We start from the raw sequence: 11,261 nt of genomic DNA, 5'->3' as shown, positions 1-11,261 counted from the left end.
ACGGATGAAGCAGGATTCGGCTGCCAAGTACTTCCATGCCCTCCATCGTGCCTCACCTACTGAATATGCCGCCAGGTGGCGATGAACCCCTCCGGAACCCCAGCGATCCGGCGAAGATCACGTCCAAGGTTCCGAGATCCGCCGTGAACTGCACGGCGATCTGTTCGGTCAACGCCCACAACAGAAGGGCAGTGAGGGCCACGTGGGCACTTTCTAATCGAAATCGCCGCACTGGGTCTGGTTAGATGGAGCCCACTGGCTGGCGAGTATGCGGCCTGCTTCTTCGAGCCATCGTTGGGGGTTGTTTTTTGCTGCCTGGATGGATTGTGCGAGCTGGCTTAGGGAGGTCGGGCAGGTGTAGTCTGAGGTTTTGCCTTCTATCGCCCCGGCGACCAGTGCCACGGGGATTTGAGCCTGGGCAGCAAGGCCGGCAACGTAGCCGGTGACTTTTCCCTGGCGGGACTGGTTATCGAATCTGCCTTCACCGGTGATGATAAGGTGCGCATCCTTGACGGCGTTGGTGAGTCCTATGATGTCGGCGATTTCGGCGGCGCCGGGACGAATTTCGGCGCCCCACCGGGCCAGGCCGTAGCCGGTGCCGCCTGCGGCGCCGGCACCAGGGAAGTTTGGATCCTTTCCGATCTTTGACGCCAGGGTTTCCAGTCCCTTTTCAAGGTGGCTTATCTCCTGATCATCTGCGCCTTTTTGCGGTCCGAAGATGCAGGCCGCCCCCTGAGGTCCGAGAAGGGGGTTGGTAACGTCGCTGAGAACGACGGCGCCGCCTGGCGGGGGTGAGAGCAAGTCTCTGAAGTCCACGAATTCAAGGTCAGGCAGGAATCCCCCTCCCAAGGGGAGCAGATTCGCGTTTCGATCGATGAAACGGGCACCTAAAGCCTTAAGTGCTCCTGTTCCGCCGTCTGTCGATGCGCTGCTGCCGATTGCCAGAAGGATCCTGCTGATCCCTGATTTCAACGCGTGGTGGATGAGTTGCCCGAATCCGTAGGTGTGTGCAGTCAGAGGCGCCAGAGATGACAGGTGTTCGATTCCGGAGGCGGCGGCCAACTCGATCACCCCTACGGGCCCGTACCCATCTCGGGCGGGGAGCCGGAGCCAGTCCGCCAGGTGGGTTGAGGCTTGTGGATTGGCGCCTGTCGCAGGGCCGAGGACTTCGACGGACACTCGTTCGGCGCCGGGTACGGCGGATTCCACTGCTGCCAGCGTTCCTTCTCCCCCGTCGGCCATCGGGATCCGCAGAAGATCATCCTCCGGCCGAACGTCGTGCCAGCCGGTTGCAATGGCAGCAGCCGCTGCCGCCGCCGTGATGGTTCCCTTGAACGAGTCAGGAGCGATAATGACACGCATTTTCTTTTCCTTCAATTAGTGGGTAACGGCACGGGCTGCTGCTGGTGATTACACGCGGGCCATGTGATGAGTGTGCGCGGCCTGGATTTGTCCGGCGAAGTGGGCGCCAGTGAGTTCGAATGCTTCCAAAAGCTCGGCCGGGGTGCCGCTTTCCCCGTATCGGTCATTGATGCCCAGACGCAGCAGACGAGTCGGAAGGTATTCGCTGAGCAGTTCAGCAACAGCACCGCCAAGACCACCGGCGATTTGTGCTTCCTCTGCTGTGACAACGAATCCGGTTCTGGCCGCGCACTCCAGGATCAGTGCGTCATCGAGTGGTTTGATGGTGGGCATATGCACGACTTCTGCTTGCAGGCCCGCAGCAGCCAGTAGCAGCTCCGCGGCCGTCAGCAACTGGTATGTCATGGTTCCGGTGCCGATCAGAGTCAGATCGGTGCCTTCTCGGAGAATGTAGCCCCGTCCGATCTCAAACGGGGACTCCTCGGTGCTGAAGATCGGGGTTGCATCACGTGTGAGCCGCAAGTACCCGGGCTTGTCGATCCTGGCCAGGGCGAGGGTAGCTTTTTCTGCTTCTATGCTGTCGCCGGGTGCAAGCACGATCATGTTGGGCAGGACACGCATCAGTGCAATGTCTTCAAGCATCTGGTGCGTTGCCCCGTCCGGGCCGACGTTGACCCCTGTGTGGGAGCCGACGATCTTTACGGGCTGGTCGTTCAGCGCGGCGGTAGTCTTGATCTGCTCCCAGTTACGTCCAGGGCTAAACGCGGCATAACTGCTGGTAAACGGAATCTTGCCCGCACGGGCGAGGCCTGCGGCCACGGTCACCAGATTCTGTTCGGCAATACCGACCTCGATGAACCGTTCTGGGAATTCCCGTTCGAAAAGGTGCATTTGGGTGCTTTCGGTCAGGTCCGCGCACAGCGCCACGACGCGCTGATCCTGCCGGCCAGCCTCAAGAAGGCCGCGGCCGAACCCGGCACGAATGGGCTCCGACACGACGTTCGTGGTCCCGACCCTTGAATCGAGAGGATAGCTAGAGGTCATTTTGCGGCCTTCCCGTTGGTACCGATATATGTGATGGCTTCCGCTGCCTGTTCTGCGGTCGGTGGCTTGCCGTGCCATTTGTGGTCATATTCCATAAAGGGGACGCCCTTACCAGGAACGGTGTAGGCGATGATCACTGTGGGTTTCTGAGCTACAGCCTTAGCGGTATTGATGGCCTCCAAAAGGCTGCCAACGTTGTTGCCGTCCACTTCAAGGACATGCCAGCCGAACGCTTCCCATTTCGCTGCCAGGTCATCCAGCGGCATCACGTCTTCCGTCAGGCCGTCAATTTGAATATAGTTGCGGTCCACAATGCCTATCAGCTTCCCGAGCTTGTACTTGCCCGCGAACATGGCCGCTTCCCAAATGTTGCCTTCGTTCAGCTCGCCGTCACCCATGGCCACATACACAAACCGGTGCAACTGCCGGTCAATATGCTGAAAGGCATATGCATGCCCGGCGGCCTGGGAAAGCCCTGAACCCAGCGGACCGCTGGTGCTTTCCAGGCCCGGAAGCCTCTCACGCTCCGGGTGCCCCTGAAGCCGCGAACCAAACTGACGCAGGGTCCGCAACTCCTCGAGGGGAAAGTAGCCCGCGTGGGCAAGAGCCGCGTAGAGAACCGGCGCGGTATGTCCATTACTAAGGTAAAACACGTCCCGGTCATCCCACTCGGGGAGCTCCGGGTCATGCCGGAGCGCATTGAAGTATAGGGCAGTAAGAATTTCGGCCATACCCAGCGGACCGGCGCTATGGCCGGACCCGGCGTGGGCGAGCATGTCAAGGATAGAAACTCGGATCTCGTCTGCCTTAGAAGCAAGATCCTGGAGGGGCAACGGTTGGGCAAGTGTCATTCGGGGAACCTCCTTGGGTCGGTAAATAGGGCTAGGTGTGCACGACAACGTTGGCTGCTTCGTGCCCTTAGCGCAGGCGGATGATCTGCGCGTGTACGAGGCGGGCGGCTTGTGGCCCTGGACCAGAACGCTCCACCAATATGCGGTGTGATGAGCACATTTGGCAGCTTGAGCAGGGCACCGGGAGCCGTTCAGGGTCCGTGACGTCCAGGCGAACCGTAGAGGACCCTGCCGGACGTCCCGAGCCCATTCTTCCAATTTGCTAGTGATCCTTCTAGGTTGGGATCCGCGTTTCGAGGTTCCGCCAGGCCTGCGATTGCCGAAGCACGGCGGATGCGCTATCGGGCGGTCGCTTCGGTGGAATTCGCGAGGCGGGATCAGAGTACTTCGCCGCATGCAGGCTTTCAGACAATGCGGCGCGCCTCTTGCCTCCCCCCTTGAGCGCGGTCCAGACGATGACGACGCAGATGAGCATCAGACCAGCCGCCACGTTGGTAAACCGATAAGGTAAGAACCAGTGGCAATGAAGATAAACCCGGCCACTGCTGCGCCCAGCATGACGCCCAACTGCGACGCAGCTCCGCCATAGCCGTTTCACTGCATCAGCCTCGGCATGGGAGCAGAGTGGGAACGCAAAGCCGATCGCCGTGACCGGGACAACCGCCCGGACCTGGAATCGTCGAAGCATCCTCCCCAGCAGCAACGACAAATGACGGTACCCAATGTCGAGGCGGAGAACAGCAGTGCTATCTCCCCGACTGTGTGCCCGGTTCTCGCGCTGCACGGAAAAATGTAGTTCGAGAATGTCAAATAGGACCCATAGGCTGGAGCCGTCCTGGCAACCGCGCCTAACCATGAGTTCCGCGCCATTGCGGTGGCATTACGTGCCATCGGTGAACGTCCTTTTTCATGTAATCAGTTGCATCACTTCTTCATCACATCACGTGGCTTCAGGAGCCACATTATGGCCGTTCGCTCTCTAAAGGGAGTCCCGTTTACGCCAACCACTTGCGTTTTTCCGCCATGCAGCACTCTGCATGCGCAGGAGCGCTAGCGTGGAGGCCGTCGGGCTCCGGATCCGACCCGCTGAAGCTTTTCCATGGAGTCCCTCCTAGCCCTCTCCTCCGGTGAAACCGGCTCCAGTTGCTCACGGCGGGGGAACATGGCGGGAAAGAACAAGTGATTGGCGCCTACGGGGCTCTCCTTGGATCTGCCCAGCTTCCTATGCTGATTTAGGTCCTCTTCAAGTGATCAAGGCCACGCAATGGTCTGCAAAATATCAAATTTTTAACTAGGAGAACGCATGAGTTTCCCAGCGCCCGCCAACTTCAACCTTGTTGTAGCAGCTACCAATGCAGAGGGGGATTTTGATTTCCTCGAAGTACCCGCCCCGGCCACCTTGGATATACCCGGCGCCGTGAACGCAGGCGCGTACTGGAAAGTGTCAGATGGCCACAGTCTCAGTAACTTCGGTGAAGTTCCATCCAATGCTGGTGTGGCCGGGATTAATGGATCCGCGCTTTCCGTGGTTTGTTTCCCGGCACACTCGGCGGGAAAACTGAACGCTGACGATGCAGGTGCAGACTTCAGGGACTCTGACGGCGATCACAACGATGACCCGTCCATGCACGCGACGGACACCATCGATTACGAAATTATCCTGTCAGGCAAGGTCGACATGGAACTCCCCGGTGGCAAGGTGCGCACCCTCCAGCCCGGGGACCTCCTCGTAATGGGCGGGGTTCCCCACGCCTGGAAGAACCACTACGACGAAGACTGCGTCTACGTTGCCGTCACCATTGGCTTCAACAAATAATCAATCTCAACCCCTTCAGGTCAAAGGAGCCCTCTAATTGGGAACTGAACACATCACCGTTTGCGCCATGCCGCATGCCGGTGGCTGGCACCAAGCGTCATGGCGACGTAAAGGAGCCAAGGGCAACGACATCTGGAACCCAGAGCTGTGGAAGGATATCGCGCGCACTGCTGAACGCGGCATGCTGGACGCAGTATTCTTCGCGGACAATAGCGCTCTATGGGGCATGCCTGAGCATCTCCGTAAACATACTGCGAAAGTCGGTGTATGGGATGCAACTATCCTGGCCGCCCTGGCAGCGAGTGCAACTGAACGGATCGGTATCGTAGCCACCGCTCAAACGGAGTACCAGCAGCCTTATATCCTTGCACGCCAGATGGCCTGCCTGGACCATCTCAGCGGAGGCCGCATCGGCTGGAATATCGTAACCTCCGCCTTCCCGCTGGAAGCCCAGAACCACGGTGAGCAGGAGCTAGCCGACAAGGAACTGCGCTACGCGAAGGCCACTGAATTTGTCGAGGTCGTCAAGTCCCTCTGGGATTCCTGGGAGGATGACGCCTATGTCATCGACCAAGAGTCCGGGATCTTCTTCGACCCGGACAAGCTCCACACCCCAAACCACAAGGGCGAGTTCTTTTCAGTACGAGGACCGCTTAATGTCATGAGACCCCCCCAGGGATACCCGGTATTCGCCCAGGCAGGATCCTCCGGGTCGGGTAAGGTACTGGCGGGAACGGTGGCGGAACTTGTCTTCACGAACGCCTCCGGAGAGGCCGCTGCCGCCTACAGGAACGATATCCATTCCATTGCGGCCCAGGCGGGCCGTAAGGCGTCGGACGTCAAGGTCCTCTCCATGCTGTGCCCTGTCATCGCACCCACAGACGAGGAGGCGCAGGCGAAGTGGGTTGAGTTGCAGCGCATGCTTCACCCGGACCTCCAGCGCAACTGGATCGAAATTGGCTTGGGTGACACTAGCGGATACTCCTTGGATGAGCCCCTCCCCGAAAAGCCGACTGCAACTTCCCATTCCCAAGGCTTTTTGGATGCCGTTTACAACTTCCGGATGCCTGACGGCAGAAAGCCCACGTTTGGGGAACTGCTGGAGAATTACCCAGGCCCCGGCACGGTCGTGGGGAGCCCTTCGACCATCGCGGACTACATGGAGAACGAGATTGATTCCGGGGCCTGTGACGGCTTCATCCTCACCATGCAGGGCGTGCCTGAGGAACTCGAAGACTTCGTCAACTTCGTTGTCCCCGAGCTGCAGAAGCGCGGACGTTTCCGTACCTCCTACGGCGAGGAAATGACGTTCCGCGAACTGCTCGGCCTCCCCCGTCCCGAAAACCAGTTCAGCCAAAAGCCCATCACGCAAGAGCCCCAATCAGCCTGACCGGTTCCGGGTCTCTCAGCCTGCCCCTCCTGGTTTCAGGAGGGGCACGCCCTCAATGCCATCTGCTGAGGCGGGCCTGGAAATAGCTTAGCGGCGCCGGCCCGCCTAATTCCGGCGGTTTCACCGACAGGTTACCAGCCCAAGGTCAGAACCATCCTGATGCTGGTTGTGGAGTGGAATTTTCTGCCCCGCACCCCTAGCGGATAGCCAGCAGGTAGGATGCTCAATTTTTCCCTGCCAAAAGACCGCCGGAACAAAAAGCGACTATTACCGACATAAAGGAACAGCACCAACCAAAGTCGGTGCTGACAAAAGATAGGAAGTACTACAGTGGAAGATCTTTCCAACCGAGTAGCTGTTGTCACCGGGGCCGGCGGCGGCATGGGCAGGTCAATTGCCCTTGCCCTCGCCGCGGAAGGTGTCGACGTCGTCGTCAGCGACATCGAAGGCGATGCGGCCGAAAAGGTCGCAAACGAAGTGCGCGAATTGGGCCGCCGCGCTCTGGGCGTCGCTACAGACGTGAGCCAGCTAGACCAAGTTGAGCATTTGGCCGACCTCGCCTACGAAGAATTCGGAGCCGTCGACATCCTCGTCAACAACGCAGGCGTGACGATGAGGCCCTTCCGCGCCTCCTGGGACACCGAACTCCGTGACTTCCAGTGGGTAATGAACGTCAACTGGTACGGCGCACTGCACGGACACTTGGCGTTCGTTCCCCGCATGCGCGAGCAGAAGCGGGACAGCCACATCGTCAACACGTCCTCCATGACATCCATGTTCACCGTTCCGGGGCATTCGGCCTACTCCGCCTCCAAGGCCGCCATCGACGCATTCTCCATGTGCGCGCGAGAGGAGTTCAAGATCGCCGGCATCCCCATCGCCGTGAGCGTCTTCTTCCCGGGTGCCGTGAAGACAAGAGTCGGGACGAGCGAGAGGCTTCGGCCCGAGGCTGATCGATCTGATGTTCGCCATGTGAAGCCGTGGACCGATTACACTTCGACGCCCGCTGCTGCCGTCGGGGCAGAGAATCTGAACGGTCTTACACCGCTCAGTGAGGTCACGAATTTCATGCAGCCGATGCATCCTGATGAAGTCGGCCCACTGGTCGTCAACGGCATCCGCCAGAATTACGATTTCATCTCCAGTCACCCAGCTCCCGCTGATCTGATACAGGACCGCGCTGACCGTTTGGCCAACTCCTTCCACGGGCTCTCCTGATTCTTAATCGCTTGCTCGAGGGCACGCGTTCGTAGGGCTCTGTCTCCGCGTCCTAGCCGCTCGCCGGTACCATCCGGCGGGCGGCTTTCCGATGTGCCTCTGGGAAATATTGTGATCAGACGCAGTTGGGACGCTGTGGGTGAAGTCATCCACTATTTTTGTTGCTGTGTTCGCCGCCGCTGGTGATAGTGCGATTCTGCAGACGATCGTCGGGCCGTTCTGCCAGCTATGCAGCGCGAGCAGGGGACGGACCAGCATGGCGCGACGGGGATTAAGACCGCGTACCTGCTTTCCGCCTCGGTTCTGCCCCCCCTTCTGGGAAGGCTGGGGGGTGCCTTGGGCAAAAGAAGTTTCCTCACCGCCGTTCTTCTGTCAATAGCCGCGGGAACACAGTCTCAGCCCCGGCAGAAGACCTCGAAGTGATGGTTTGCAAACGTCTCATTTAGGGCGACGGCGGGGGTCCTTCCTCTGGCTTTCGCAATTTCATTCTGCGCAGTCACTTCGCTAGCCCGAGGCGAACCAGGGTCCTCTCGGGCCATATCGTCGAGGCGCAGGATTCCGCTGGCTGTTCTGGGGTGTCTATGAGCATTATCCTTGCCGCCACGGCAATGCCGCGTTCGCGCCATTCCCCCGCGCGGCTCGGCGCTGGTTCTGTTGCCCTGGCCACATTGTGGCTCGCCAGCCTTCTGCTCGTTGCCGACCAGGCGCGGAAATGGGGGAACTTATTTCAGCGCCCGTATTGGTACTGCTCATCTTGGCAGTGCGCTGGATCTTGCCGTGGATCCTGGTCGAGCGAAGGTTCAAAGTCTCCCTTCCAGATCCGACGATGATGCGCGGGAGCACAATGTGGACAACCAGCGCCTCCGCTGCACTGCTCGGCGTCGTCCTCTACTGCCTCCAGCCCCAATTCGTCCAGATTACCCGTGCTACCGGCTAGGGACTTAATCTAAAAGTCTTCCAGCGCGGCCTTGTCCTATTGCTCATAACCACCGCCATTCTCGCCATGGGCTTTGCCTCGGCCGTCCCCACCCACCACCTTGGTCCCCGGACCGTCCTAGTCGCAGACCGTGCGATCGCGGCCGTTAGCTTGGTTTCCTGCTCTCCATGCCCACCCACTGATGGCAGGTGCTGAAGGACAGTACACACTGGGGTGCCGGTGTCGGCCATCACCATCGCAAGCGTCCCATTTCACCGAATTGGAGTTACCGGCGGTATCAACGCTAACCTCCGTACCGTCGGCGGCCCACTCAAGCGGGTCTTAGTCGACTCCATGTCTCCCCCAATGCCGGACCAGCAGCCCACCATACTGCTTCACTGTGATTACCGTTGCAGCCGCCTTGGCGGACATTAAGGGGCCTTCGCGAGGCGGCCAGCCAAACAAAGAGAACTTGGACAAGGCCTAAGCCCCGGTCCACTAGGCAGCGAAAGTTCTGTCTTCATCTTCCGCACGCAAAATGGCGCCCCTGTCTGCGTCTGCCCTGCATTTGCTAGGTTTGACTGCAGATGGGCTATTAAAAGACGTCCCGGCGGGAAGGCTTGCACGGGCTATTCACAACTCCTTCACGGCAATAGCCACTATCGGCGCGGAGGGGGCGACGCACGGTAACGCGAAGGCGCGCGGCCGGACCAGCGTTTGAAGGCAACGGTGAAGCTGGCAGCCTCTTCATAACCGAGCCTGCGGGAAATCTCGGAGACGGAGACATTCGTTTCGGCCAGCATATCGGTTGCTAACTCGAAGCGGGCTTGATCCCGCAGTTGCCGGAAAGTCGTGCCGTTTTGCTCGAGCCGCCTTTGCAGTGTGCGGACGGATGAGTTTAAGGTTGCAGCGACGTCGGACATTGCCACACCCCTTTCCAAATTCTTCTTCATGGCATCAACGACGCTTCGAACCCAGTCCTGCTCCAGACGGAACTGCTGGAGGTGCTCATTCATCTGAAGAAGGTAGGTCTCATGCTGGAACGTATCTCCATGAGGCAGTGGCTCTGTGGACAGGTGCTCATCCCACTCCAGTTGGACCCCGGTCGACGAGTCCAAATTGACCGAGGCCGAAGCGGGGAACAGTCTGACGAGCTCCGGGGAGACTTCTTGGAGCGGAAGGTGTATGGCTGTCAGGGGAGCGGGATCTGTCATTGTGAGCATAGCGAGGGAACGGAGCCCCGCGACTGTGTCACGGTAAACGTAGAATGCCGCCAGTTCGTCGGGCGCCTCACGGTGCGCAAACCGGTGCCCCATTACTACTCCGCGGCTACTTAGGACTGGTGAATAATCGGCAAGCGTGTAGGTCAGGTCAGCCGCGGCTGAGGCCTTGACAAAGTCCGTTAGCGTGGGAGACGTTGCCAGAGCCAGTCCAAAGGGCCCAAAGGCGAGCATGGAGTAGTGCTGCCCTGCCTTGATCCACAGGTCGGTCCGCCCCGGAGTCAGCTCGACGAATTTCAGCTGGAAGGCGAGCTCCTGTTCTCCGGTAACGACGGACCCAGGGGCTTCAGCGACGTCTGGATCCAGGCCAGCGGCGCGGAAAGCGGACAAGTGATCAAGCCCGGCTCCCATCAGCACATCCCGGAGGGTGCGGATGCTGAAACTCGGTACCCGCACGTCGCGGTACGAGGCGAGGCGCAAGAAGTTCCTCCTCGAACTTATGGCATAAAAGTCACAAAAAGCGGCTAGAGCGCCTCTGATAGTTCATTCATTCTAGATGCGCGCCTGGCTGGATACGAAAAGGATCTTGTAGGACCGGGGCTCACGGTGTGACTATTCGACCGATCAACTCTGAGCTAGGCCACAAAGCCTCGTAGAGTGCAACGTGACACCTGTGCCTGTATCCATCTTCCACTCGCGCCGTGCATGGCCTACCGCATCACACCGCGCCCTCCAGGGAAACGGCTCGGTGGGGCTCGGTTAAAGGCGGTCCTCGATCTGGGTGGAGCCAGTAGCCGGCCGGATGTCTTCGACGCCGGGTTGGGCAGCAGCTCGTAAAAGTGCGGCGAGCACGCTGCATTAGAACGAAAACCTAGAACTTGAAGGCAGACACTCGACGGAGGTTTCACGGAAGGGCCTCCTGCAGGGGAACTGCACGGCCGCAGCTCACCGAACTGTTGATTCGCCTATGTAGCCGGCCCGCAACATCTACGACTTACGTGCCCCGGGGCTGCAGCGCAAACGCCAGGGCGTGCGGATGGAATGTGTCAAAGAGCATGGTCATTACCAAGGGGCCCCATAACCAGCCTCATAGCCTCCGGTGTAACCGCCTTCGCCAAATCTGCACGCTCCCCCAAATCAAAGCTCATCAAAATCCCCCGTCGGCGCGGTTTCCACTACAGTGGTCATATCGTCGACTCGCAGTCCAACTTCTCACTGGCACAAACGGCGATTTCACTGCAATGTAGCGGTCCTAGGCCGCAGGCTGCGTGCGCGTAAGGCCAGACCCGGTTGGGGCGAACACCAACGTGGTCCTATGGCTCCGCTCCCCCTGTTTCTACCCGACGGCTGCCTTCATCGCATGCTGCATACCAGCCACACACGCGGCCGGGGGACTGTCTGAATAACGGAATATGGGGTCCGGCTTATCCGAAAGGAGACAACC

At 59.5% G+C, this 11,261-nt stretch carries 7 protein-coding genes and 1 pseudogene; 3 read left to right on the top strand and 5 right to left on the bottom strand.

The window, feature by feature from the left end; translation table 11 throughout:
* Positions 1–213: 213 nt before the first annotated feature.
* The 3 genes from QRN11_RS20315 to QRN11_RS20305 are packed head-to-tail and all read right to left on the bottom strand — an operon-like array spanning position 214 to position 3,257.
* Entirely contained in the window at positions 214–1,362 is a 1,149-nt protein-coding gene (locus tag QRN11_RS20315) for a glycerate kinase (RefSeq protein ID WP_285314267.1), read from the bottom strand.
* A 48-nt stretch (positions 1,363–1,410) separates the two neighbouring features.
* Entirely contained in the window at positions 1,411–2,406 is a 996-nt protein-coding gene (locus tag QRN11_RS20310; protein ID WP_285314266.1) for a transketolase family protein, read from the bottom strand.
* Positions 2,403–3,257 carry a transketolase gene (locus tag QRN11_RS20305; RefSeq protein WP_285314265.1) on the bottom strand — a complete coding sequence of 285 codons (855 nt, stop codon included), beginning with the start codon at positions 3,255–3,257 and terminating at the stop codon, positions 2,403–2,405. Before QRN11_RS20305 ends, QRN11_RS20310 begins: the two co-directional genes overlap by 4 nt.
* A 1,303-nt stretch (positions 3,258–4,560) precedes the next feature.
* Between QRN11_RS20305 and QRN11_RS20300 the strand changes: the two genes are divergently transcribed.
* The 3 genes from QRN11_RS20300 to QRN11_RS20290 all read left to right on the top strand — a co-directional run bounded on the left by QRN11_RS20300 (position 4,561) and on the right by QRN11_RS20290 (position 7,681).
* Positions 4,561–5,073, top strand: a complete 513-nt coding sequence (locus QRN11_RS20300; protein ID WP_285314264.1) for a cupin domain-containing protein — start codon at positions 4,561–4,563, stop codon at positions 5,071–5,073.
* A 37-nt stretch (positions 5,074–5,110) separates the two neighbouring features.
* Positions 5,111–6,463 carry an NtaA/DmoA family FMN-dependent monooxygenase gene (locus QRN11_RS20295; protein WP_285314263.1) on the top strand — a complete coding sequence of 451 codons (1,353 nt, stop codon included), beginning with the start codon at positions 5,111–5,113 and terminating at the stop codon, positions 6,461–6,463.
* 330 nt (positions 6,464–6,793) lie between these two features.
* The gene (locus QRN11_RS20290; RefSeq protein ID WP_285314262.1) at positions 6,794–7,681 is read left to right on the top strand and encodes an SDR family NAD(P)-dependent oxidoreductase; all 888 of its coding nucleotides are present in this window, start codon (positions 6,794–6,796) and stop codon (positions 7,679–7,681) included.
* Between the two features lie 1,575 nt (positions 7,682–9,256).
* On the opposite strand, the gene QRN11_RS20285 is transcribed toward QRN11_RS20290, so the two are convergent.
* The gene (locus QRN11_RS20285; protein ID WP_285314261.1) at positions 9,257–9,613 is read right to left on the bottom strand and encodes a helix-turn-helix domain-containing protein; all 357 of its coding nucleotides are present in this window, start codon (positions 9,611–9,613) and stop codon (positions 9,257–9,259) included.
* Between the two features lie 135 nt (positions 9,614–9,748).
* A pseudogene (locus QRN11_RS22590) lies at positions 9,749–10,228 on the bottom strand (AraC family transcriptional regulator ligand-binding domain-containing protein); the annotation flags it as partial.
* Positions 10,229–11,261 lie beyond the last annotated feature (1,033 nt).

The sequence above is a fragment of the Pseudarthrobacter sp. fls2-241-R2A-168 genome (assembly GCF_030209335.1).
Taxonomy (GTDB): Bacteria; Actinomycetota; Actinomycetes; order Actinomycetales; family Micrococcaceae; genus Arthrobacter.
Note: the sequence above shows the minus strand (reverse complement) of the source record. Positions and strands in the feature narration are given on the sequence as shown.

Excerpts from the sequence above, each read along its gene's own strand:
- QRN11_RS20315 (WP_285314267.1), bottom strand. The coding sequence starts at position 1,362 with ATGCGTGTCATTATCGCTCCTGACTCGTTCAAGGGAACCATCACGGCG.
- QRN11_RS20300 (WP_285314264.1), top strand. The coding sequence starts at position 4,561 with ATGAGTTTCCCAGCGCCCGCCAACTTCAACCTTGTTGTAGCAGCTACC.
- QRN11_RS20285 (WP_285314261.1), bottom strand. The coding sequence starts at position 9,613 with ATGAATGAGCACCTCCAGCAGTTCCGTCTGGAGCAGGACTGGGTTCGA.
- QRN11_RS20305 (WP_285314265.1), bottom strand. The coding sequence starts at position 3,257 with ATGACACTTGCCCAACCGTTGCCCCTCCAGGATCTTGCTTCTAAGGCA.
- QRN11_RS20310 (WP_285314266.1), bottom strand. The coding sequence starts at position 2,406 with ATGACCTCTAGCTATCCTCTCGATTCAAGGGTCGGGACCACGAACGTC.